22 protein-coding genes are annotated in these 21,811 nt (G+C 73.4%); 11 read left to right on the top strand and 11 right to left on the bottom strand.

What is annotated here, in order from left to right; translation table 11 throughout:
• Positions 1-36 precede the first annotated feature (36 nt).
• Together G7Z13_RS15550 and purU are read left to right on the top strand one after the other, a co-directional pair.
• Entirely contained in the window at positions 37-546 is a 510-nt protein-coding gene (locus tag G7Z13_RS15550) for a hypothetical protein (protein ID WP_165999796.1), read from the top strand.
• 86 nt (positions 547-632) lie between these two features.
• Positions 633-1,514 (top strand): formyltetrahydrofolate deformylase, encoded by an 882-nt coding sequence (purU, locus tag G7Z13_RS15545; protein ID WP_165999794.1) that lies wholly within the window; start codon positions 633-635, stop codon positions 1,512-1,514.
• Between the two features lie 20 nt (positions 1,515-1,534).
• Here purU and G7Z13_RS15540 read toward each other — a convergent pair whose 3' ends face one another.
• Both G7Z13_RS15540 and G7Z13_RS15535 read right to left on the bottom strand, forming a co-directional pair.
• Positions 1,535-2,794 (bottom strand): zf-HC2 domain-containing protein, encoded by a 1,260-nt coding sequence (locus G7Z13_RS15540; protein ID WP_165999792.1) that lies wholly within the window; start codon positions 2,792-2,794, stop codon positions 1,535-1,537.
• The gene (locus G7Z13_RS15535) at positions 2,791-3,360 is read right to left on the bottom strand and encodes a sigma-70 family RNA polymerase sigma factor (protein WP_165999789.1); all 570 of its coding nucleotides are present in this window, start codon (positions 3,358-3,360) and stop codon (positions 2,791-2,793) included. The genes G7Z13_RS15540 and G7Z13_RS15535 overlap by 4 nt, the downstream gene beginning before the upstream one ends.
• Before the next feature lie 356 nt (positions 3,361-3,716).
• On the opposite strand from G7Z13_RS15535, the gene G7Z13_RS15530 reads away from it, so the two are divergent.
• From G7Z13_RS15530 to G7Z13_RS15520, 3 genes are all read left to right on the top strand, one after another.
• Entirely contained in the window at positions 3,717-4,097 is a 381-nt protein-coding gene (locus G7Z13_RS15530; protein WP_165999787.1) for an STAS domain-containing protein, read from the top strand.
• Positions 4,098-4,244: 147 nt separating this feature from the next.
• On the top strand, positions 4,245-4,757 hold the full coding sequence (locus G7Z13_RS15525; protein WP_165999785.1) for an EF-hand domain-containing protein: 513 nt from the start codon (positions 4,245-4,247) through the stop codon (positions 4,755-4,757).
• Between the two features lie 640 nt (positions 4,758-5,397).
• Entirely contained in the window at positions 5,398-5,871 is a 474-nt protein-coding gene (locus G7Z13_RS15520; RefSeq protein WP_166004984.1) for an ATP-binding protein, read from the top strand.
• Positions 5,872-6,366: 495 nt separating this feature from the next.
• Here G7Z13_RS15520 and G7Z13_RS15515 read toward each other — a convergent pair whose 3' ends face one another.
• Positions 6,367-7,542, bottom strand: coding sequence for a helix-turn-helix domain-containing protein (locus tag G7Z13_RS15515; protein WP_240926225.1), 1,176 nt, complete (start codon positions 7,540-7,542; stop codon positions 6,367-6,369).
• 71 nt (positions 7,543-7,613) lie between these two features.
• Here G7Z13_RS15515 and G7Z13_RS15510 point away from each other — a divergent pair, with 71 nt between their 5' ends.
• Positions 7,614-8,939 carry an MFS transporter gene (locus tag G7Z13_RS15510; protein WP_165999783.1) on the top strand — a complete coding sequence of 442 codons (1,326 nt, stop codon included), beginning with the start codon at positions 7,614-7,616 and terminating at the stop codon, positions 8,937-8,939.
• A gap of 42 nt (positions 8,940-8,981) precedes the next feature.
• On the opposite strand, the gene G7Z13_RS15505 is transcribed toward G7Z13_RS15510, so the two are convergent.
• On the bottom strand, positions 8,982-10,250 hold the full coding sequence (locus G7Z13_RS15505; RefSeq protein WP_165999781.1) for an LPXTG cell wall anchor domain-containing protein: 1,269 nt from the start codon (positions 10,248-10,250) through the stop codon (positions 8,982-8,984).
• A 139-nt stretch (positions 10,251-10,389) separates the two neighbouring features.
• On the opposite strand from G7Z13_RS15505, the gene G7Z13_RS15500 reads away from it, so the two are divergent.
• Entirely contained in the window at positions 10,390-11,277 is an 888-nt protein-coding gene (locus tag G7Z13_RS15500; RefSeq protein WP_165999780.1) for a hypothetical protein, read from the top strand.
• A gap of 94 nt (positions 11,278-11,371) precedes the next feature.
• Here G7Z13_RS15500 and G7Z13_RS15495 read toward each other — a convergent pair whose 3' ends face one another.
• From G7Z13_RS15495 to G7Z13_RS15485, 3 genes are all read right to left on the bottom strand, one after another.
• Positions 11,372-12,619 carry an NAD(P)/FAD-dependent oxidoreductase gene (locus G7Z13_RS15495; protein WP_165999778.1) on the bottom strand — a complete coding sequence of 416 codons (1,248 nt, stop codon included), beginning with the start codon at positions 12,617-12,619 and terminating at the stop codon, positions 11,372-11,374.
• Positions 12,620-12,724: 105 nt separating this feature from the next.
• Positions 12,725-12,907 carry a DUF397 domain-containing protein gene (locus G7Z13_RS15490; protein ID WP_165999776.1) on the bottom strand — a complete coding sequence of 61 codons (183 nt, stop codon included), beginning with the start codon at positions 12,905-12,907 and terminating at the stop codon, positions 12,725-12,727.
• Positions 12,904-13,716 carry a helix-turn-helix transcriptional regulator gene (locus G7Z13_RS15485; protein ID WP_240926224.1) on the bottom strand — a complete coding sequence of 271 codons (813 nt, stop codon included), beginning with the start codon at positions 13,714-13,716 and terminating at the stop codon, positions 12,904-12,906. Before G7Z13_RS15485 ends, G7Z13_RS15490 begins: the two co-directional genes overlap by 4 nt.
• A 113-nt stretch (positions 13,717-13,829) precedes the next feature.
• On the opposite strand from G7Z13_RS15485, the gene G7Z13_RS15480 reads away from it, so the two are divergent.
• The 3 genes from G7Z13_RS15480 (at position 13,830) to G7Z13_RS15470 (ending at position 16,032) form a co-directional block, all read left to right on the top strand.
• Positions 13,830-14,225, top strand: coding sequence for an ATP-binding protein (locus G7Z13_RS15480; RefSeq protein ID WP_240926223.1), 396 nt, complete (start codon positions 13,830-13,832; stop codon positions 14,223-14,225).
• Between the two features lie 98 nt (positions 14,226-14,323).
• The gene (locus tag G7Z13_RS15475) at positions 14,324-15,439 is read left to right on the top strand and encodes an ADP-ribosylglycohydrolase family protein (RefSeq protein ID WP_165999774.1); all 1,116 of its coding nucleotides are present in this window, start codon (positions 14,324-14,326) and stop codon (positions 15,437-15,439) included.
• A gap of 92 nt (positions 15,440-15,531) precedes the next feature.
• Positions 15,532-16,032, top strand: coding sequence for a DUF2165 domain-containing protein (locus G7Z13_RS15470; RefSeq protein ID WP_165999771.1), 501 nt, complete (start codon positions 15,532-15,534; stop codon positions 16,030-16,032).
• Here the strand turns inward: G7Z13_RS15470 and G7Z13_RS15465 are convergent.
• Positions 16,002-16,808 (bottom strand): AraC family transcriptional regulator, encoded by an 807-nt coding sequence (locus G7Z13_RS15465; protein WP_165999768.1) that lies wholly within the window; start codon positions 16,806-16,808, stop codon positions 16,002-16,004. The genes G7Z13_RS15470 and G7Z13_RS15465 overlap by 31 nt on opposite strands.
• Before the next feature lie 49 nt (positions 16,809-16,857).
• On the opposite strand from G7Z13_RS15465, the gene G7Z13_RS15460 reads away from it, so the two are divergent.
• Positions 16,858-17,298, top strand: coding sequence for a DUF2000 domain-containing protein (locus tag G7Z13_RS15460; protein ID WP_165999766.1), 441 nt, complete (start codon positions 16,858-16,860; stop codon positions 17,296-17,298).
• A 48-nt stretch (positions 17,299-17,346) separates the two neighbouring features.
• Here the strand turns inward: G7Z13_RS15460 and G7Z13_RS15455 are convergent, their stop codons facing one another.
• The 3 genes from G7Z13_RS15455 to G7Z13_RS15445 all read right to left on the bottom strand — a co-directional run bounded on the left by G7Z13_RS15455 (position 17,347) and on the right by G7Z13_RS15445 (position 21,737).
• The gene (locus G7Z13_RS15455) at positions 17,347-17,919 is read right to left on the bottom strand and encodes a hypothetical protein (RefSeq protein ID WP_206313078.1); all 573 of its coding nucleotides are present in this window, start codon (positions 17,917-17,919) and stop codon (positions 17,347-17,349) included.
• Between the two features lie 98 nt (positions 17,920-18,017).
• Complete coding sequence (locus tag G7Z13_RS15450) at positions 18,018-20,603, bottom strand: bifunctional FO biosynthesis protein CofGH (RefSeq protein WP_165999762.1); 2,586 nt, start codon at positions 20,601-20,603, stop codon at positions 18,018-18,020.
• Between the two features lie 288 nt (positions 20,604-20,891).
• Positions 20,892-21,737, bottom strand: coding sequence for an LLM class F420-dependent oxidoreductase (locus G7Z13_RS15445; protein ID WP_165999760.1), 846 nt, complete (start codon positions 21,735-21,737; stop codon positions 20,892-20,894).
• Positions 21,738-21,811 lie beyond the last annotated feature (74 nt).

Raw genomic sequence — 21,811 nt, 5'->3', positions numbered from 1 at the left:
GCCGGTGAGCGGCCCGTTGGGGGGAACGTACGATCGATGACCGTGCAAGGTGTCCAAGGTTCGGAGAACTCTTCCCGTCGCGGCCGTCGCTCATCCACGATGGGTGGCATGCCACTGAACGACATGCCGTGGTGGCGCTGGCGCAGCAATGTGCGCTCCGCGCTGCACATGCTCTCCGACCTGGTGTTCCAGCGGGACGTCTGGCTGGCGGGTGTCGAGGGCTACGGAGACGTGACCGACGCCGTGTACCGGCTGGTGGAGGACACCTGGCTGGACCACTGGTCCGCGGAGAAGTACGTGGGCACGATCTTCCGGGACTCGCAGGAGGCCGCGCTGGTCGACACGGCGGTGCTGCGGGTGCTGCGGATCATGCACCAGGTGGGGCCGGACGCGCCGGTGGCGTCGTACATGGAGCACCCGGGGTGGCCGGAGGCCGTGCGGGCGGCCCGGGACGCGCATGTGCGGATGGCGGTGAGTGACGGGGAGGACCCGGACGCGGCGCCCCGCACGCTGGAGGTGCTGCGGATCCTCACGCGGGCCGCCTAGGCGGTGTCTCGGCGACCGGGCCGTGCGGTGGTCCGGGTGGCGGGACGGTTGTGGGCGCGCGGCGGCGTTGTGGGACCCTGTCCTGCATGAACGAGCAGTCCACCGGAGCCGCGGCCCCCGCCGATCAGTACGTCCTCACCCTTTCCTGCCCGGACAAGCAGGGCATCGTGCACGCCGTGTCGAGCTACCTGTTCATGACCGGCTGCAACATCGTGGACAGTCAGCAGTTCGGTGACCAGGACACCGGTCTGTTCTTCATGCGCGTCCACTTCTCGGCGGAGGCGCCGGTGACGGTGGACAAGCTGCGGGCCAGCTTCGCGGCGATCGGGGACTCCTTCCAGATGGACTGGCAGATCCACCGCACCGAGGAGAGGATGCGGGTCCTGCTGATGGTCAGCAAGTTCGGGCACTGCCTGAACGACCTGCTGTTCCGGGCACGGATCGGGGCGCTGCCGGTGGAGATCGTCGGCGTGGTGTCGAACCACACGGACTTCGCGGAGCTGGTGGCGTCGTACGACATTCCCTTCCACCACATCCCCGTCACGAAGGACACCAAGCCGGAGGCGGAGGCGCGGCTGCTGGAGATCGTCCGGGCGGAGCGGGTGGAACTGGTCGTGCTGGCCCGGTACATGCAGGTCCTCTCCGACGACCTGTGCAAGCAGCTCAGCGGGCGGATCATCAACATCCACCACTCGTTCCTGCCGAGCTTCAAGGGCGCGAAGCCGTATCACCAGGCGCACGCGCGGGGTGTGAAGCTGATCGGGGCCACCGCGCACTACGTCACCGCGGATCTCGACGAGGGGCCGATCATCGAGCAGGAGGTCGAGCGGGTGGGCCACGACGTCACGCCGGACCAGCTGGTCGCGATCGGGCGGGACGTGGAGTGCCAGGCGCTGGCGCGGGCCGTGAAGTGGCACGCGGAGCGGCGGATCCTGCTGAACGGCCGGCGGACGGTCGTCTTCGCCTAGCTGCCGCGCCCGCCGGGCGGCTACATGCGGCTCAGCGCCGCCGCGGCGGACAGGACGTCCCTGATCGCCTCGCGGTCGCCGTCCTGGCCGGCCGCGGCGTCCTCGGGGGAGACGTGGCCGGCGGCGAGTCCGCAGAACTCGACGTCGTCGAGCGCCACATGGGCCACCTCGTGGTCGGGGGACGGCGACGCGGCGGGCGAGTCCAGCGGGATCAGCCACTCGCCGCCGCCGGAGCCCTCGATCTCCAGGCGGAGCGTGCGGCCGGGCTCGCCGGCGGCGACGAGGTGGCGGGCGGGGGCGGCGAGGCCCGCGCGGCGGCGTGCGGCCAGGACCTCGGGGAGCATCCTCGCGGCCAGGTCGATCATGCGGTGGAGATGGCGGCCGGAGGGCGCCTCGTACGGGTAGTTCACGGCGTCCGCGATGTCCTCGGCGTGCGTCCAGCACTCGAAGGCACGGTCGGTCATGGCGTCGTGCAGGGGCAGCGTGAAGTCGTGGTACGGCACCGTCATGCGCCCGGCGCCGCCTCCGGTGAAGGCGACCGCGCGGACCAGCGCGTGGCTCTGTTCGCGCCAGGGGGCGCGCACGGAGCGGGTCGGCGGGATGCGGGAGGAGCGCCAGCAGGCCTCGGTGCGGGCCGCGGGTGTCGGCCGGTCGGCGGTGATGTCGCCGAGGGGGTCGTCGAGGCCCAGGGCGAGGGCGACGAGGCCGTCCACCGCGAGGAGGTGGGCGATGACGCCGGCGACCGTGGTGCGCCGGGTCGTCCGGTCCTTGCCGTCGTACCAGCGCAGCCGGACCGGCGCGTGCCATTCGGCCTCGCCGAAGTCCTGCAGCAGTGCGTCGAGGCGGGCGGTTTCCGCGTCGTAGGCGGTGGCCCAGTCGGGGACCGGGATGCTCGGCGGCCGGCGGTCGAGGCAGGCCTCGAGGACGCGGGTGCGCAGGGACGGGTCCAGGTCGAGGGTCTCGGGCGGATGGAGCAGGCCGACCGCCTCGCGCAGCCGGCGGGCCTCGTCGGCGCAGCTTCCGCATGTGCCGAGGTGGTCCTCGACGGCGGCCGTCTCCTCCGGTGAGCAGGCGGACAGCGCCCAGGCGCCCAGCAGGGACGTCAGGACGCGGTGGGGCAGTCGGGGCGGGTTCATGGCGGCGCGCAGGTCGTCGAGGGCGGGCAGGGGGTGGTCGGTGTCCTCGACGGCGGCGCGGGGCAGCGGTATGCGAGGACTTCGCGCGGGGTGGCGGGCGCCGGTACCGGGCTCCTCGCCGTCCTCGGATCCGGGCTCGGTCATGCCGTGCCTCCGAATCCGGGAGGTGCGCCGGTGTCGTGGGCGGTGGACAGCAGCTGGAGGCCCAGACGGAGGCGGCGGCGGGCCTCGTCCTCGGTGATGCCGAGGTCGGCGGCGGTCTGGCGGTAGTCGCGGCGCTGGAAGTAGGCGCGTTCCAGGGCGGAGCGCAGGGGTGCCGGCATGGACTGGACGATGTAGTCGGCGCGGGCGGCGACGGCGGCGTGGCGGACCTTGTGCTCCAGTTCCTCGAAGGTGCCGTGGCCGCCTGCCAGGACGGCGGTCTCGGTGGCGCGCAGCCGCTGCACGGCCAGGCGGTGGGTGAGGGCGGCGACCCAGGAGCGCAGGGGGCCCTGCCTCGGGTCGTAGGCGTCGGGGTGCTGCCAGACGTGGGCGAAGACCTCGCGGGTGATGCCGTCGGCCGCGTGCTCGTCGCCGAGGACGCGGTGGGCGAGTCCGTGGACGAGGGTGGCGAAGCGGTCGTACAGCTCGCCGAGGGCCGCCGCCTCGCCGCGGGCGAGCCGCTGCTGCATCTTGCGGTCCCAGCGGGGTGGTGCGTCCTTCGTCGCCACAGGGCCCCCTTCCCTCGCGTCGGTGCCGGGTCCGTTCCAGCGTGCTTCCACCGTCGTCCCGAATGTAGTCGGCACGTCCGACGACGCACGCCCCTTTGTGGCAATGCGCGCCCCCGGCGGGTCGTGGGTGATAACGAACCTCTTTTCCTGGTGCGAGCCCGACCGTTCTGTACCCAGACTTGTTTGTGATCTGATCGAACAGGATCGAAGTGGACTGAAACAAGCCCTTTCCGATCGATTTCCGTTTCCAGGGCGGTGTTTCAGGGAACGGCCGCTGGGCAGCCACGCAGAAGGAAGCGTAGGGACTGCTTCCGTTTCCGGGCGGCGGTACCGGGACGTTCCGGCGAACGAAGGGCTTGGTGGTGGCGTTCAATGTGACCGGTGACGAGCGGGGCGAGTGGGCCGTGCTCCATGTGTCGGGCGAGCTGGACCTGGTGACGTCGCCGGTGCTGCGTCAGCGGGTCCACGATGTGGTGGCCGAGGGCCGCCACCGGCTCGTCCTGGACCTCTCCGAGGTGTTCTTCTGCGACTCCAGCGGCGTCGGTGTGCTGATCGCCGCGCGTCGCCTGCTGCGCTCCTGCCAGGGCCGGTTGCGGCTGATACTCCCCGCCGAAGGCGCGGTCGACGGCTCCCATGTCAACCGTGTATTGGGCGCCTTGGGCGTGCGCCGGCTGTTCGACGTGTACGGGGACCTCACGGCCGCCGTGACCGAGGACACCGAACCGCTCTCCGCGTAGTCCCCACCGGCACGTCCGTGCCACGGTGTTGTCCCGGAATTCCCGCAGTCTTGGTACAAGCGTCGTTTTCCCGCTCCCCCGGCGACGGTGGCGTCGTACGCTCCGAGCGAGACGCACCCCACGTGAAGTAAGGCGGCCTGAGAAGAGATGGTCAGCAGCGAGTACGAGCGCGGGATCGCCGCCCGGTTCGCCACTTTCGACCTGGACGGCAACGGCTCCATCGACCGTGAGGACTTCAGCGCGGCGGCCAAGGCCGTCCTCGCGGAGTTCGGTACGGCGGCCCGGTCCGACAAGGGGCAGGCGCTGTACGGCGGCGCGGAGGCGTTCTGGCAGGGCATGGCCGGGATAGCGGACCGCGACGGTGACCAGCGCATCACACGCGAGGAGTTCGTCAACGGCGCGGTGAAGCGGCTGCGGGACAACCCGGAGCGGTTCGCCGAGATCGCCCGGCCCTTCCTGCACGCCGCCCTCGACATCGCCGACACGGACGGGGACGGCGCCGCGACCGTCGAGAACGTCACCCGCGTGCTGACCGCGCTCGGCGTGCCCGGGGAGCGCGCCCGCGCGGCCGCCGCCGCGCTGGACGCCGACGGGGACGGCACGGTCGGCGAGGCGGACGTCGTACCGGCCTTCGCGCGCTACTTCACCGTTCCCGACTAGCCGCCGCCCCGTCGCCGCCCTCCGCGCGGGGACGGGCCGCCCGCCGTCGTCACCGCCTCCCCGGTCCACGCCCGAACGGGATTCACCTGGGAGGCGGAGGCGTGCCGGCTGCTGAAACGTGCCTGGGCGCGCGCTCAGCGTGCGGAAGGGCGCACGGAGAGTGAGCGCCGTTCGCGGGCGAACTGCCGTGCGGTGTGGGCCGAACGGCGCTGGGCTGCGCTGTTGTCGGAACCGTGGAGGACGGTCCGGTTCCGTATCCGGCGATGTCACGGATCGTGGCACGCCATGGTCACGGAGCGTCGATGACGAGAGGTGCTGCGCGCGGCAGTTGACGCGTCCGGGGGTCGGGCCGCCGCTCCTGTACCTTGTGGGCGACGCGCCGCATTCCGCCTGTTCGACTCGGTGCGACGAGGGTCGCACAGTATGCCGCACGGGTACTCCTTCGCGCGGGAATATGCCCGAAGCGCTTGTTGGGGTGACGGTACGTCAACGAAGCTGTTCTGCAAGGAATTCACGTTCTGTGATCCTTGCTCTGGTCGTTGTTCTGGTCATGCGGAAAATGGCTACGATCGTGGCCCTCGTGAGGCGCGAGCCTCGGTGTCCATCGGTTCGGATGGTGTGAGCGGTGCAGGTGCTTCAAGTGCAGCTGGAGATCCGGCCCGACCCCGCTGAAGTGGGGCGAGCCCGGAGGTGGGCACGCGCGCGGCTCGCCGGGTCCGCGATAGCGGCCGACGAACCGCTGGCCGAGACGCTCGTCCTGATCGTCTCGGAACTGGTCACCAACGCCGTGGTGCACACCGGCTGTCCGGCCGTCCTGCGGCTCTGTCTGCCCCAGGCCGCCGCCGGCGAGGCGACCGTCCGCCTGGAGGTCACCGACCGCAGCACCCGCGCGCCGGTGCCGCGCTGGGCCGACGGCGACGACACCGGCGGCCGGGGCCTCGCGCTCGTCGACGGGCTCGCCGACCGCTGGGGCTGGAGCCGGGAGGGCACCGGCAAGCGCATCTGGTGCGAGCTGGACCGCCGTGACGCCACGCGCCCGGCCGCGGCGGGCCGCCCCGCGGGCGGCACGGCGATGTACGGGGCGTGCGAGGGGCTGGCGTACGAGGCCGTGTGATCTCACGCGGGGGCACGGGTGCACGGTGATCCGGCGGACCGGGCCGGGCCGTTGGGCGGTGCGCCGGGATGTGCTTCCGTGCGCGCCTCCACCAAAACGGACGTAAGTAGCAAATCTCTCGGCGGGTGTTGACGGGCCGTGTCCGTTTGATCACGCTTGTGGTCAGCGATTCGCCGCGAGGGGACGACGAGGGCTCCGGTGACGGAAATCCTCGACGAGTGTGGGTCGTGAACCGGCGTCGGTTCCCTCAGGGCCTCGGGGAACCGGTGGGGGGCCTCCGCTCCTGGGGAGGAGCGGGGGAGAGTGCGCCGGGCCGGATGGCGGCGCGGGGTGCCGTGCTCGGGGCGCGCGCTCGCGCCGCCAACCGGACTGCAGGGGGGACGGTTCCGGCAGCGCCGGTGGCGGGGACGCCCGGCGACTTCTTCTCCACAGCCTGTGGACAACTTTTCGACGCGTCCGGGCTCGGGGTGGGTGCCCCTGGGTGCCTCCGGTGTCTCAGCCGGTGCCGGTGCTCTGGACACCGCGGGTTCCTCGCGCGCTTCCCGGGTCTCGCGTGCCTCCCGCGTCTCCGGGACGGCCCGGGCCCCCGGCCGCCGCTGCGGCCGACGCCCGGAAGGTCCGGCGGTAGGCGGTGGGGGTGACGCCCAGGGCGGCCTGCAGGTGCTGGCGCATGGACTGGGCGGTGCCGAAGCCGGCGTCGCGGGCCACCTGGTCGACCGAGAGGTCGGTGGACTCCAGCAGGTACCGCGCGCGTTCGACGCGCTGCTGGGTGAGCCACTGGCCGGGGCTGACCCCGGTCTCCTCGCGGAAGCGGCGGGTGAAGGTGCGTACCGACATGGCCTCCTGCTCGGCCATGTCCCGCAGCTGGATCGGCTCGTGGAGGCGGCCGAGCGCCCAGGCGCGGGCGGTGGTCGTGGTGGCCTGCTGCGGGTCGGGCACCGGGCGCTGGATGTACTGGGCCTGACCGCCGTCGCGGTGCGGCGGGACGACCGTGCGCCGGGCCACGTCGTTGGCGACGGCCGTGCCGTGGTCGCGGCGCACGATGTGCAGGCACAGGTCGATGCCGGCCGCGACCCCGGCGGAGGTCAGCACGTCGCCGTCGTCGATGAACAGCACGTCCGCGTCGACCTTCACCTTGGGGAACATCCGCTGGAGGCGTTCGGCGTCGGCCCAGTGGGTGGTCGCCGGGCGGCCGTCGAGGTAGCCGGCGGCGGCCAGGACGTACACGCCGGTGCAGATGGAGGCGAGCCGGGTGCCCGGCCGGATGCGGCCGAGGGCGGCGGCCAGCTCCTCGGTGAGCACGCCCTCCTCGTGGACCGGGCCGAGTTCGTACGACGCCGGGACGATCACGGTGTCGGCGGTGGCCAGGGCCTCCGGGCCGTGGGCGACGTGGATGGCGAAGTCCGCGTCCGTCTCCACCGGGCCCGGCGGGCGCACCGAGCAGGTGACGACCTCGTAGAGGCGCCGCCCCCGCGCGTCCTTGGGGCGGCCGAAGATGCGGTGCGGGATGCCCAGTTCGAAGGGGAGGAGCCCGTCGAGGGCGAGGACGACGACGCGGTGCGGACGGAAGCCGTCGGCGTCGGCTGGCTCACGGCCCGGTACGCGGTCCGGCTCCCCGCCCGGTCCACGGCTCGGCTCAGGGCGCGGTCCACGGCTCGGCTCAGGGCTCATGGCCCGATCCTAACGAATGCTGTCCCTCGGGCCACTCGTTCGCGGCGTGACCGGACCGGAAGCTCTATGACGTGACCCAGACAACCGATGCGACCGTCGTCGCCCACGCCCGGAAGGGACCGCGTCCCGCCCGTACCCGCCGCCGGATCCACCGCGCCTGGTTCGTCGCCGCCGTCACCTTCGTGACGATCATCGGCGCCGCCGCCTTCCGCTCGCTGCCGGGCCTGCTCATCGACCCGCTGCACCAGGAGTACGGCTGGTCGCGCGGCACCATCGGCGCGGCCGTCTCCGTCAACCTCGCCCTCTACGGTCTCACCGCGCCGTTCGCGGCGGCGCTGATGGACCGCTTCGGCATCCGGCGGGTCGTCGCGTGCGCGCTCGTGGTGATCGCACTGGGCGCGGGGCTCACCGTGTGGATGACGGCGGCCTGGCAGCTGCTGCTGTGCTGGGGTCTGCTGGTCGGCCTGGGCAGCGGCTCGATGGCGCTGGCGTTCGCGGCGACGGTCACCAACCGCTGGTTCACCGAGCGGCGCGGACTGGTGACGGGCATCCTCACCGCCGCGTCCGCCTCCGGACAGCTGATCTTCCTGCCGCTATTGTCCTGGATCGTCGAGCGGCACCAGTGGCGCCCGGCCGCCGTGACCGTCGCCCTCGCCGCCCTCGTCGTCGTCCCGTTCGTCTGGCTGCTGCTGCGCGACCACCCGGCCGACGTGGGTCTCAAGCCGTACGGCGCGAAGGAGTTCGTGCCGAAGCCCGCGCCGGTGCCGGGCGCCGCGCGCCGCGCGGTCACCGTCCTGTTCCGGGCGGCCAGGACCGGACCGTTCTGGCTGCTGGCCGGCACCTTCGCGATCTGCGGGGCCTCCACCAACGGCCTGGTCCAGACCCACTTCGTGCCCGCCGCCCACGACCACGGCATGCCCGTCACCGCCGCCGCCTCGCTGCTCGCGGTCATCGGTGTCTTCGACGTCGTCGGCACGATCGCCTCGGGCTGGTTCACCGACCGCTTCGACGCGCGCCGGCTGCTCGCGGTCTACTACGCCCTGCGCGGGGTCTCCCTGCTGTTCCTGCCGATGCTGCTGGCGCCGTCCGTGCACCCGCCGATGATCTTCTTCATCGTCTTCTACGGCCTGGACTGGGTCGCCACCGTCCCGCCCACCGTCGCCCTGTGCCGCGAGCACTACGGCGACGACAGCGCGATCGTCTTCGGCTGGGTGCTGGCCTCGCACCAGGTCGGTGCCGCCCTGGTCGCCTTCCTCGGCGGCGTCGCCCGCGACGTGTTCGGCAGCTACGACGTCGTCTGGTACGCCTCCGGGGCGCTGTGCGCGGCGGCGGCGCTGATGGCGCTGGTGATCCGGCGCCGCCCGGCCCCGGCCGCCGCGTCGCTCGCGGCGGCCTGAGCGCGGGCGCCCCGGACCGTCGGGCGCGCGAACCGGCGGGTGTCAGGAGGACTGCGCGCCCGCCCGGCGGCGGCGTACGGCCAGGACCAGCAGTCCGCCGACCGCCGCCGCGGCGGCCGCGGCGCCCGCGAGGAGCGGGGTGCCGTCGGAGCCGGTGGCCGCCAGGTTGCCGCCCGTGCCGCCGCCCGTCGTGCCGGACGTTCCGGTGGCGGAGCCGCCGGTTCCCGCCGAGCCCGTGGTGCCGGTCGAGCCCGCTGTGCCCGTGCCGCCCGTGGACTGGCCGTCCGGGTCGTTGCCGCCCGTGGAGCCGCTGGTGGACCCGTTCGTGGAGCCGCCGCCGGAAGCGCCCGCGGAGCCGCCGGCGGAGCCCGAGCCGCCCGAGGTGCCGGAGTCGTCGTCCCCGGTCACGTCGACGCGCAGGTAGGCGGTGTTGTTGGCGAGCTTCTTGTCGTACTTGGGCGTGATGTCGTAGACCGAACTGGCCCGCACCTCGCCCTTGGTGTCCTTCGCGCCCTCCTTCACCTTCAGCGAGAAGGCCCAGGTGTGCGTCTCGTCGACGTCGAGGGAGGCGTCCGCCGGCCGGCACACGTACGCGGACTTGCCGGGCTTGGCGGGGCCGCTCGGGCCGTCGACGCCGAACGTCGAGCAGTCGGCGGGGACCTCGACGGCGACCGTGCCCGCCGGGACGCGCACCACGAGGCCGGGCAGGTTGTCGCTCACCTGGTCCTGGACCCAGCCGGGGCCGTCGTTGCGCAGGGTGGCCCGCACGGTGACCGTCTCGCCGGGGGCGGCCTCGGCCCGGTCGCCGACCGCGACGACGTCGGCCGAGCTGCCGGCGGTCATCGCCAGGCGCTGGTAGGCCTGGTCGAACCCGCCGCTCGGGGCCTCGCCGGTGCGGGAGGTGCCGTACTCGACGGCCTCCATCAGCGCGTGCGGCAGCGCCTTGAAGCGGACGGGGGTGGTGAAGGTCGCGCCGGGCTGGATGACCGTGTCCAGCTCGCACAGCGCCGTGCGCACCGACTGCTCGTCCGTGGTGTACGTGCAGCCCTTGACGGGCTCCGGGAAGTCCAGGCCGCGGGTCAGCCGGACCTGGAAGGAGACGCCGTCCGCGGGAGCCGTGCCGTGATTGGTGAGGGTGACCGTGTCCTCGTACACGTCGCCGGGCTCGAAGGGCAGGCTCGACAGGGTCGAGACCGACAGGTCGGGCGCGGCCTCGGCCGCGTGAGCCGTGGGGGCGAGGACTGCGGGCACGGCGGCGGCGAGCGCGACGGCGGTCGCGACGGCCGCGGCGCGGCGGGTGTGCTGACGCACGGGGTCTCCTTGGTGGGGCAGGAAGGACGGGACCGGGCGGTTGGCCGTCCGGTCATGTACTGGACACCCAGGAGACCTGTGGGGTTGTACGGGGATACGCCTCGGGGGCGTGAGAAAGGCGGGGCGTACGCTCCGGCGTATGGGGTGGGGAGAGATACGCCGGGACCTGGAGGCCGCGGCCTACGCGTGTGCGGCGCAGCTTCCGGTGGCGTTCCTGGTGTGGTGGATCGGCAGCTTCGCCGAGGACGACTACGGAAGCGGCTACGGGGGCGCGCTCGGCTTCGCCTGCCTGTGCCTCTTCCTCCCGCTGGTGCTGCCGGTGCTCGGCCTGGTCCACGCGCTCGTCCATCTCGTGCCCGGCTGGACGCTCGCCCTGCCCCTCGCGCGCCGCTTCCCCGGCCGGCCGCGGTGGGTGTGGCGGCTGCTGGGGACGACGGTCGTGGCCGCGCTGTGGGCGGCGCCGGCCGCGCTGCTGCTCGGCCGGCCGTTCGTCACGACGGCGCCGGTCCTCGCGGCGTCCGCGGTCTGGCCCGTGCTGTGGTGCGGGTTCGTCCGGCGGCGGGCGGAGCGCACCGGGCGGTCGTGGGGGTGCCTGGGCCTGGGCCTCGCCTCCGCCCTGACCTGCGTGGGTCTGTGCGTGCTGACGCTGCTGGGCGGGCTGCTGGCCACGGCCACCGGGCTGGTGCGGGAGTACGAGCCGCCGAAGCTGTCCGCCGCCCGGCTGACCGGGGTGTGGCGCGGCGCGGACGGGGCGGTGCTGCGGCTGCTGCCCGGCGGGCGGGCCGAGGCGACGGACGCGCCGGTGACGGCCCCGGACGGCTGGGACTTCGCCACGTGCGAGGGCACCCGCACCGGCACCTGGCGGGCCGGTCACCGGGACGGCCGGGACGGCGTGTCCGTCGTCCTCGGCGACGGCTGCGGCGAGGAACTGTTCTGGTCGGCCGGCGGTACGGCGCGGGAGCCGGAGCTGTTCGCGACGGCCGGTGACCCGGACGCCCCGGCGCTGCGCGTCCTCGAACGGGACTGACCCGGCCGCGGCGGGCGGGCCCGCCGCGCTGGGCGCGGGACGGGCTCGGAGCCCAGGGCGCCGTGGAGCGCGGAGGGGCCCGGGGCCGGGACGGTCACCGGGGCAGGCGTGCCGCCCGCTCGCCGAAGCCCCGGGCGACCGCCTTCGCGATCCTCTCCGCGTCGATCGCCAGCTCCCGCAGCATGCCGCTGAGGGGATTGGTGAACCCGGTGAAGAACAGCCCCGGCGCCTGGCGCGGCGTCCGCGCGCCGTGGACGACCGGTCTGCCGCGCGCGTCGAGCACCCCGAGATGCCCGACCAGACCCTCCAGCGCGCGCACGTACCCGGTGGCCGCGATCACCGCGTCCGGCCCGATGCGGTCGCCGTCGGCGAGGACGACCTCGTCGCCGTCGAAGGACTCCACCGCGGCGACGATCTCGACCCGGCCCCGGCGGACCGCGTCGATCAGCCCGACGTCCTGCACCGGGATCGCGCCCGCGCGGGCCCGGCTGTACAGGCCGGTGGCCGGGCGGGGCAGGCCGTACGCCGACAGGTCGGGCACGCTGAGCCGGGCCAGCGGGCGGGCCAGCGCGTCGACCAGGCGGACCGGGAGGCGGCGGATGAGGATGCCGTTGTACTGGGCGGCCCAGCCGGCGGTGGAGCGGCGCACGATGTGCGGGGCGGTGCGCACGGCCAGCCGTACCCGCGCGGCCCCGCCCTCCACCAGATCGACGGCGATCTCGGCGCCGGTGTTGCCGACGCCGACGACGAGGACGTCACGGCCGGCGTAGGGCGCGGGGTCGCGGTAGTCGCGGGCGTGGCGGAAGTCGCCCGTGTAGCCGGCGAGACCCGGCCAGTCCGGGACGCGCGGGGTGTGGTTGTGGCCGGTGGCGACGACGACCGCGGCGCCGGTCAGCTGCCGTCCGCCGGTGGCGTGCAGCAGCCAGCCGGTGCCGTCCGGGGAGCGCTCGATCCGGGACACCTCCACGCCGGTGACGACGTCCAGCCGGTGGTGTTCGGCGTACTTCTCCAGATACCGCACCACGTTGTCGCGGGAGACCCAGCGGCCGAAGCGGCGCGGCATCGGCAGGCCCGGCAGGCTGGACAGCCGGCGGGTGGTGTGCAGCCGGAGCCGGTCGTAGTGGCGCCGCCAGGAGGCGCCGACGTGGTCGGCCTTCTCCAGGACCACGGCCTCGATGCCCCGCGCGCGCAGCGCGTACGCGGCGGCGAGGCCCCCGGGGCCGCCGCCGATGACGTACACCGGGCGGCGGTCGGGGGCGGGCGGGGCCTCGGGTGTGGCGGCGTCGTCTGCCGAGGCGTCGTGCGCGGAGGCGTTGTGCGCGGGGGCGGTGGGGTCGGGCATGTGGGGGAGCGTAATCACATGTCCGGTTGATGGGTCTCGGTCAAGACCGGAATTGGTTGCGGATCGATCACGGATGAGGGGGGTTGGTGGACTTGCGGCGGGTGGTCACTCGCGGACGCCGGACAGGAAGGCGCCCCAGGCCTCCGGGGTGAGGGCGAGCTGGGGGCCGGAGGTGTCCTTGGAGTCGCGTACGTGGACGGAGGTGCGGGCGGGGGCTATGGCGACCTCGACGCAGTCGGGGCCGTCGTTGCTGCTGTAGCTGCTCTTGACCCACTCAAGGGCGGTCATGTCTCCCACTCCAGTACTTTCTCGATGAATGCCAGCGACTCTTGGGGCGTGAGCGCCTGCGCCCGGATCATGCCATAGCGGATCTCCAGGATCTGGGCCTCTTTCGGGTCGCTGATCACTCGGCTGTACAGCTGAGCTTCCCAGTGCCCGAGCGTCTTGCCGGTCTGGAGCTTCAGCAGCCGCAAGGGTCCCGCCATGCCCGCGTGGTCCTCGCAATCGGTGGGCATCACCTGGACCGAGACATGCCGCAACTTGCTGATCTCCAACAGGTGTTCGAGCTGTCGGCGCAGCACCATTCTGCCCCCGATGGGCCGCCTCAGAGTCACCTCTTCCTGGACGAAACTGAGTTGAGGACGGGGGACGCGCTCGAACACGGTCTTACGTGCCATGCGCGCGGCGACGTGTCGCTCGATCTCGTCCTCCGTGTATGCGGGGCGCCGCATCGCGTAGAGCGCGTGCGCGTACTCCGGAGTCTTCAAGAGGCCGTGAATCTGCTGGTTGTCGTACGCTCCGAGTTCGACCGCCTCCCCCTCCAACTTCGCCAGATCCCGGACCTTCTTCGGGTACCGAGCCCGCTCCACGTCCTCCTTGAACGCGGCCAGCTTTCCGCCCGCCCCCAGCACCTCGTCCGCCTTGTCCAGGAACTCGGGCCGCGGGATCCGCCGCGCGCGCTCCACCGAGGAGACCATCTCCTCGCCGTACCCGATCGCCGCAGCCAACTCCGCCTGCTTCAGGCCCGCCTGTTCCCGCCACGCCTTGATCTGCCGGCCGACCATCCTGAGTACGGCCTCGGCCTCCTCGTCCTCCACGCCTTCCCCTCCTGACGTACCAGCCGTACGGCGCCCCCGGGCGCTCGTACAGTCACTTTCTGTGCCGACTTGGTCACTGTTCAGCGTAGGGGCGTGTGGCCACGCTGGGTGACGTGAACCACGAATTCGCCGTGCAGCTCTCGGCCACCAGGAGGGGCGCCCGTCTCGCCCGACTTCTCACGGAACGCCAACTCGACGACTGGGGCGAGCCGTACGAGGACGCCGCGCAGGTGGTGGCCGAGCTGGCCGCCAACGCCGTACTCCATGGCCGCGTCCCGGGGCGGGACTTCCGCCTGCGTCTGCGTCTCCGCCCCGACGGCACCCTGCGTATCGAGTTGACCGACGCCCGGGGTGACCGGATCCCGCGCGTCCCGGATCCGGTGGGTGACCTCCCGGAGACCGGCAGAGGGCTGCGTATCGTGGCGGCGTGCGCGGCCCGCTGGGGCGTGGTGGAGGCACCGCCGGGCGCCAAGACCGTATGGGCCGAGATCGCACCGCGCCGCGTATGACGAAAGCCGCCGAATCGCGCCCTGAACCGACCGTTCCCGTTCGATTACAGTGCTGGCGTCGTACGAGCGGACGGCGGACGGTTCTCCGGGAGGTCTGGGTGGGGGCGACAGCCGGGCCTGTCTGGGGGCGGGCCGAGCAGCAGGACTTCCGGAGCCGGGTGCGGGGCACCCTGCTGGGCGTGGCCGTCGGGGACGCGCTGGGGGCACCGGTCGACGGGATGGCGCTCGAGGAGATCCGGGCGGCGTACGGGCCGCAGGGCGTCGTGGACCTCGTGCCCGCGTACGGGCGGCGCGGTGCCGTCACGCACCTCACCCAGCTCACCCTCTTCAGCGTGGACGGGCTGATACGCGCCCAGGTCCGCCGCGACACCGGCGCCTGGCATCCGCCGACGGACCTGCACCGGGCGTATCTGCGCTGGGCGGCCACGCAGCGGGACTGGGGGCCGGACGAGCGGCGCGAGGACGACGGGTGGCTGGCCCGCGAGGAGTGGCTGTACGCCCGGCGGGGGCCGGCCCGCTCGCTGCTGATCGGCTTCGGCGACGAGAAGATGGGCACCCTGGACGCGCCCAAGAACCCCGGTGAGACCGGGCCGGAGGCGGCGGCCCGTTCCGCGCCGTTCGGGCTGCTCGTCGGCTGGGAGCCGCAGCTGGTGATCCAGCTGGCGGTGGAGTGCGCGGTGCAGAGCCACGGGCATCCGACCGCCTGCCTGGCCGCGGGCGCCTACGCCGTCGTCGTGCACGCGCTGGCCCGCGGCGAGAGTCCCGACGGTGCCGTGCAGCGGGCGCGGGCGATGCTGGCGGCGCGGCCGGGGCACGAGCCGGTGTCGGACGCGTTGCAGCGGGCGCTGGGGGCCGTACGGCAGGGGATGCCGACCCCCGGCAGGGTGGAGGAGCTGGCCGGGGACGGCGGCGCCGACGGGGTGGTGTCGGCCGCCGTCTACTGCTCCCTGGTGGGAGAGGACGTACGCCACGGACTCCGCCTCGCCGCCAACCACGGCGGCCCCTCCGCCGCCACCGCCGCCCTCACGGGCGGTCTCCTCGGCGCCCTCCACGGCGAGACCGCCCTCCCCCCGGCCTGGCTCGCCGAGCTGGAGGGCCGGCCCACGATCCTCGAACTCGCCGACGACTTCGCGATGGAGATGACCCAGGGGCCCGCGCTGCACAGCCCGGCGGCCGCCTCGCCCGCGTGGCTGGCCAGGTATCCGAGGGCCTGACCGCCGGCCGCGCCACCGCCCCGCCCGGCGCCCCGGCCGGTGTTTGACTCAATCCCTGTGGACCACGCCGGCCCGCCGGGCAAGATGACGCCATGTCCACCACAAACTCACGCGGCCCCCTCTCGCTCGCCGCCACGCTGCTCACCGGGACCGTCGCGCTGTACATGACGCTGGTCGCCATCGGAAACATCACGGACTTCGGGACGAACCAGGCGTTCGTCCAGCATGTGCTCGCCATGGACACGACGTTCAAGGACGAGGACCTGATGTGGCGGGCCATCACCAGCGAAGGGCTGCAGAACGCGGCGTACGTCGCGATCATCGTCTGGGAGACGCTGTCCGCGCTGGTGCTGATCGCCGGGACCTGGTTCTGGGCCCGCGGGCAGCGGATCCAGGGCAGGCGCCTGTCCACCTACGGGCTGCTGATGGTCATGCTGCTGTTCGGCGCCGGGTTCATCGGCATCGGCGGCGAGTGGTTCGCCATGTGGCAGTCCGGGGACTGGAACGGACTCGACGCCGCCACCCGGATCTTCCTGCTCAGCGGCGTGGTCCTCGTCGTCAATCACCTGCCCGGCGCCGAGCGGGACGCGTAGCGGCCCGGTGTCGTGCCCACCAGGCGCTTGAAGTGGCGGGTGAGGTGGGCCTGGTCGTGGAAGCCCACCTCGGCCGCCACCTCCGCCGGGCGGCGCCCGTCCAGCAGCAGGCGCCGGGCGCGGTCCACCCGGCGGGCCGTCAGGTACTGGTGCGGTGCGATGCCGTACGCCGCGCTGAAGGAGCGGACCAGGTGCGCGGGATGGGCGTGGACCAGCTCCGCCGCCTCGTTCAGGGTCACCCCGGTGCGCAGGCGCTCGTCCAGCAGGTCGCGAAGGTCGTGGGCCACGCCCCGCACCGGCGGCGGGGCGGCTGCCGCCAGGCGCGGGCGGAGGGTGCCGCGCAGGCGCTCGGTGATCAGCGTCAGCCGGCTCTCCGCCTCCAGCTCCTCGCCCGGCCGCGCGAGCGCCGCGTGCAGCTGGCCCACCCGCCGGCGCAGCAGCGGATCGGCCATGTCCGGGGCGTCCGCCGCCGGGCCGATGAACGTCTCGTCCAGCTGGGACAGGTCCAGGTAGAGCACCCGCTTGCGGAAGCCGTGCGCGGTGGCGGGCTCGCCGTTGTGCGGTACCTGGGGCGGCAGCAGGGAGACCGTGTCGTGCGGGGTGCCGTGCTCCCGGCGGCCCAGGTCGTAGCGCACCGCGCCGTCGTCGACGATCAGCAGCGTCCACACGTCGTGGACGTGCATGGGGTAGGCGTGCTCGGTGAAGCGGGCGTGGAAGACCTCCACGACACCCGGCACGCGCGGGCGCCACGCCGTGATCTCCGGCCGACCGACCATGCAAGGAACGTACAAGACCGCCGCGCGGCCGGACCGGCAGGCTCGGGGCATGAGCACCGAGACCACCGAGAGCACGCCCGTACGCTTCGACACCAAGATCGCCGTCCTGCTGCGCGACGACCTCGCCCCCTGGCAGCGGCTCAACGTGACCGCGTTCCTGGTCAGCGGGCTCGGCACGGAGATCCCCGAGGTGATCGGCGAGCCGTACGCCGACGCCGACGGCACCCCCTACCTGCCGATGTTCCGCCAGCCCGTGCTGGTCATGGAGGGCTCGAAGGAAGCCCTGACCGCCGCCCACGGCCGGGCCCTCTCCCGCGCCCTGCCCCGCGCCGTCTTCACCTCCGACCTCTTCACCACCGGCAACGACCACGACAACCGCGCCGCCGTCCGCGCCGTCCCGAAGGACCACCTGGACCTGGTGGGCCTCGCCGTGTACGGCCCGCGCAACGCGGTGGACAAGGTGCTCAAGGGGGCGCGGATGCATCCCTGAGAGCCGAGGAGACCGAGGTGGATCACCTGACCGGCGACCTGCCGCCGCTTACTTCACCACCCGTACCGGCGTCCCCGTCGTCGCGAACGTCCACAGGGCCGTGCCGTCCGGCTTGTTCGTGCGGATGCCGCCGGTCTGGGTGCCGGAGGGGGCGGGGGGTGGGGAGGAGCCGTCCAGGGCGTGGGAGAAGGCGATGTTCACGCCCGACTTGGCGGCGAAGTAGACGATGTGCTGGATGCGGACGCCGTCGGAGCCCGTGGTGACGGGTTCGGAGCGGGTGCCGACCGTGTAGGTGCCCGGGTCGGGGTCGATCGTGCCCGGCCAGACCGGGAACGTGCGGCGGGCGCTGTCGCTCGCGTCGATCAGCCAGACGCGGTCCCGGGACAGGGAGTAGACGATACGGCGGCCGGTGCCGGAGCCGGAGGGAACCGCGGTCGGGGGCTTCGCGGTGGGGCGGGGCTTGGCGGCCGTCTCCGCCGACGCGGACGGCGACGGGGACGCCGCCGTCGCGACCGGACGGGTGCCGTGGGTGGCCTGGACCGCCAGGACGGCGACCGCCGCGATCGCCCCGGTGGTCAGGCCGGTCACCCAGGCCCACGAGGGAAGCCGTCGGGCAGGCACGGGCACGCATCTCCTCAACGATCCGGCCCCGGTGCCGGGCGACACCGAGGGTCGGATCATCCTACTGCGGGGGAGGCGGGCCGCCCGTGCCCGCTGGATCACTCCAGGACCGGCAGCAGCTCCGGCAGGTGGCCGTCGGAGGCCTCCGCCGCGCGGCGCCGTTCCTCCGGGACCTCGCCGTACAGCGTGGTGCGCGGCCTGGCCGGGCGGCCCGCCGCCTCCGCGACCGCGACCAGCTCCCTGACCGACTTGTACGAACCGTAGGAGGAGCCCGCCATACGGGAGATCGTCTCCTCCATCAGCGTGCCGCCCAGGTCGTTCGCGCCCGAGCGCAGCATCTCCGCCGCGCCCTCGGTGCCCAGCTTCACCCAGCTGGTCTGGATGTTCGGGATCCAGGGGTGCAGCAGCAGCCTGGCCATCGCGGTCACCGCGCGGTTGTCCCGCATCGTCGGGCCGGGCCGGGCGATGCCCGCCAGGTAGACGGGGGCGTTGGTGTGGATGAAGGGAAGCGTCACGAACTCCGTGAAGCCGCCGGTGCGTTGCTGGATCGAGGCCAGCGTGCGGAAGTGGCCCAGCCAGTGGCGGGGCTGGTCGACGTGGCCGTACATCATCGTCGAGGAGGAGCGGATGCCCAGCTCGTGGGCCGTCGTCACGACCTCGATCCACGTCGCCGTCGGCAGCTTGCCCTTGGTCAGGACCCAGCGGACCTCGTCGTCCAGGATCTCCGCCGCCGTGCCCGGAATGGAGTCCAGGCCCGCCTCCTTGGCCGCGCTCAGCCACTCCCGTACCGACATGCCGGTGCGGGTCGCGCCGTTCACCACCTCCATCGGCGAGAACGCGTGCACATGGATGCCGGGGACGCGGGACTTCACCGCCCGCGCGATGTCGAAGTACGCCGTGCCCGGCAGGTCCGGGTGGATGCCGCCCTGCATGCAGACCTCCACCGCGCCCACCTCCCACGCCTGCTGGGCGCGGTCGGCGACCTGGTCCAGCGAGAGGGTGTAGGCGTCGGCGTCCGTCCTGCGCTGGGCGAACGCGCAGAAACGGCAGCCCGTATAGCAGACGTTGGTGAAGTTGATGTTCCGCGTGACGATGTACGTCACGTCGTCCCCCACCGCCGACTTGCGCACGTCGTCCGCGACCCGGCACAGCGCGTCCAGCGCCGCACCGTCCGCGTGCAGCAGGGCCAGCGCCTCCGCGTCGGTCAGCCTCGTCGGGTCGTCGGCGGCGACGCGCAGCGCCTGGCGTACGTCGGTGTCGATGCGCTCGGGAGCCATCCCGGGCGCCGCCGCCTCCCGCAGGGCCTCCCAGTCGCCGTACACCACGTCGAAGTCGTCGCGGCGGTCCGACGTACGGCCCTCGGTGTCGATCGAGTGGTGCAGGTCGGTGCGGCCCGTCGCGGTGAAGACCTCCTCCGGCTCCTGCCAGGGCAGCCCCTCGGGCAGCGCGTCCGGCCGGGCCAGGCCCGTCTCCGGGTCGGCGAGCGCGCGGACGTGCGGCAGCAGGCGCGGGTCCAGCCACGGCTCGCCGCGCCGGACGAACTCCGGGTACACACACAGGCGTTCGCGCAGCTCGAAGCCGGCGTTGCGGGAGTGCTCCGCCAGCCGCTCGATCTGCGGCCAGGGGCGCTCGGGGTTGACGTGGTCGATGGTGAGCGGGGAGACCCCGCCCCAGTCGTCGATGCCCGCGCCGATCAGCCGCTCGTACTCGCCGTCGACCAGGTTCGGCGGGGCCTGGAGGCAGGCGCTCGGGCCCATGATGTGGCGGGCGACCGCGACCGTGGCGACCAGGTCGTCGAGTTCCGCGTCGGGCATGCCGCGCATCGCGGTGTCCGGCTTGGCGCGGAAGTTCTGGATGATCAGTTCCTGGATGCCGTGGTAGGCGCGCGCCACCTTCCGCAGCGCGAACAGCGACTGTGCGCGCTCCTCGTACGTCTCGCCGATGCCGATCAGCAGACCGCTCGTGAACGGCACCGAGGAACGGCCCGCGTCCTCCAGCACCCGCAGGCGGACGGCGGGCTCCTTGTCGGGGGAGCCGTAGTGCGGGCCGCCCGGCTCCGACCACAGGCGGGTCGCGGTGGTCTCCAGCATCATGCCCATGGAGGGCGACACGGGCTTCAGCCGCTGGAAGTCCGTCCAGGTCATCACGCCCGGGTTGAGATGGGGCAGCAGCCCGGTCTCCTCCAGGATGCGGATGGAGACGGCCCGGACGTAGGCGATCGTGTCGTCGTAGCCGTGCGCGTCCAGCCACTCGCGGGCCTCGGGCCAGCGGTCCTCCGGCTTGTCGCCGAGCGTGATCAGGGCTTCCTTGCAGCCGAGGGCGGCGCCCTTGCGGGCGATGTCCAGGACCTCGTCGGGGGACATGAACATCCCGTGCCCGGCGCGGCGCAGCTTGCCGGGGACGGTGGCGAACGTGCAGTAGTGGCACTTGTCCCGGCACAGCCGGGTCAGCGGGATGAAGACGCTCTTGGAGTAGGTGATGACGCCGGGGCGGCCCGCCGCCTCCAGGCCCGCGTCGCGCACGCGGGCGGCCGAGGCGGCCAGGTCCTGGAGGTGCTCGCCGCGGGCCTGGAGCAGAACCGCCGCCTCGGAGACGTCCAGGGCGACGCCGTCCCGTGCGCGTTTGAGGGCGCGGCGCAGGGAGTTCTCGGTGGGGCCGGTTCCGGGGGACGCGGAAGTCGTCATCCTTCGAGCCTAAGGCTCCGCCGGTCGGACGGGGGTTGGGGGGCGGGCCGGGGGTGGGCGGTGCCCGGCGCGGGGCGGGCTGGTGGGGCTGTGGTGCCCGCGCGGGTGGGCTGGGGGTGCCCGGTGGCCGGTGCGGGTGGACTGGTGGGGCTGTGGTGTCCCGCGCGGGCGGGCAGGTGAGGCTGTGGTGCCCCGCGCGGGCGGGCCGGTGGGGCTGCCGTGCCCGCGGGCGTCCCGGTGGGCTCGCGGGCCAGGGGGCCGGGCCGGGCCCGCCGTGGCGGCCTCCGCTCACACGTACTCGGCGTACGCGTCCAGCGCGCGCAGTACCTCCGCCTCGTCCGCCGGAGGCAACTGCACCACCGCCTCCTCGATGCCGAGTTCCGCGAAGTGCGCGAGCTTGCCGGGGGTGGGACGGACGGCGTACGGCACGACCTGGAGGGCGGCGGGGTCGCGGCCGGCGTCGGCCCAGGCGGCGCGCAGCGCCGGCAGGGAGGTGGACAGGCCGCCGCCGCCGATGGGGAGCCACCCGTCGGCGTACTCGCAGATGTGAGCGAAGAGTTTCGGCCCGGCGGCGCCGCCGATGAGGGTGCGCGGGCCGACGACCGGGCCGCGCGGCTTCTGCACCGGCTTGGGGTGGGCGTGGCTGGCCCGCACGGACCCGAACTCCCCCTCGTACGCCGTGGGTTCGTCGGACCACAGAGCCCGCATCAGCGCCATCCGGTCCCGCACCAGCTTGCGGCGGGTGCGCCACTCGACGCCGTGGTCGGCGGCCTCCTCCACGTTCCAGCCGAAGCCGAGACCGAGGGTGAACCGGCCACCGGAGAGATGGTCGACGGTGGCGATCTGCTTGGCCAGGTCGATCGGGTCGTGCTGGGCGACGAGCGTGATGCCGGTGCCCAGGCCGAGGCGTTCGGTGACGGCGGCGGCCTGGCCGAGCGCGACGAACGGGTCGAGGGTACGGCCGTACTCGCGCGGCAGTTCGCCGCCCGCCGGGTACGGAGTGGTCTGCTCGACGGGGATGTGGGTGTGCTCGGGGAGATACAGCCCGGCGAAGCCGCGCTGCTCCAGCTCACGCGCGAGGCGGGTCGGGGTGATGGTCTCGTCGGTGAGGAAGATGGTCACGGCGATACGCATGACCCATCTCTACCGGGAGAGCGCCCGCCTGTCCATACCGACTGGTCGGCATCGGGAGTCTCGGGGCGGCGCGG

This window comes from Streptomyces sp. JB150 (assembly GCF_011193355.1).
GTDB lineage: Bacteria > Actinomycetota > Actinomycetes > Streptomycetales > Streptomycetaceae > Streptomyces.
The sequence above is the reverse complement of the archived record's forward strand: the minus strand, read 5'-3'. Positions and strand labels throughout refer to the sequence as shown.